Below are 266 nucleotides of genomic sequence, written 5' to 3'. Positions count from 1 at the left end.
CTCCCGGTCTCGGAACCGTCGCTGGCCGAACTGAAACTGTTCGACGAGGAATTCGTGCTCGTCCGCCGTCTGGAAGATGAAGGCCGCCCGGTTCCCGACCGCGACATGCTGCGCGAAATGCGGCTGCTGCTGCTCGAGGAAGGCCATTGCTTCCGCGAACAGGCACTGTCCTTCTGCCGCATCGGCCAGGCGCGGCCGCGGGAAATCATGGAAGGCAGCTCGCTCTCCACGCTGGTCCAGATGGTCGGCGCCGGCATCGGGGTCAC

1 protein-coding gene is annotated in these 266 nt (G+C 65.8%); it reads left to right on the top strand.

Going from position 1 to position 266, the window contains the following annotated elements:
- A partial coding sequence (locus tag SB772_RS41755; RefSeq protein WP_410838741.1) for a LysR substrate-binding domain-containing protein occupies window positions 1–266 on the top strand: 266 nt, incomplete at both ends.

The organism is Paraburkholderia sp. SIMBA_030 (assembly GCF_046535245.1).
Lineage (GTDB): Bacteria > Pseudomonadota > Gammaproteobacteria > Burkholderiales > Burkholderiaceae > Paraburkholderia.
This window is presented reverse-complemented; position numbering and strand designations above follow the sequence as displayed.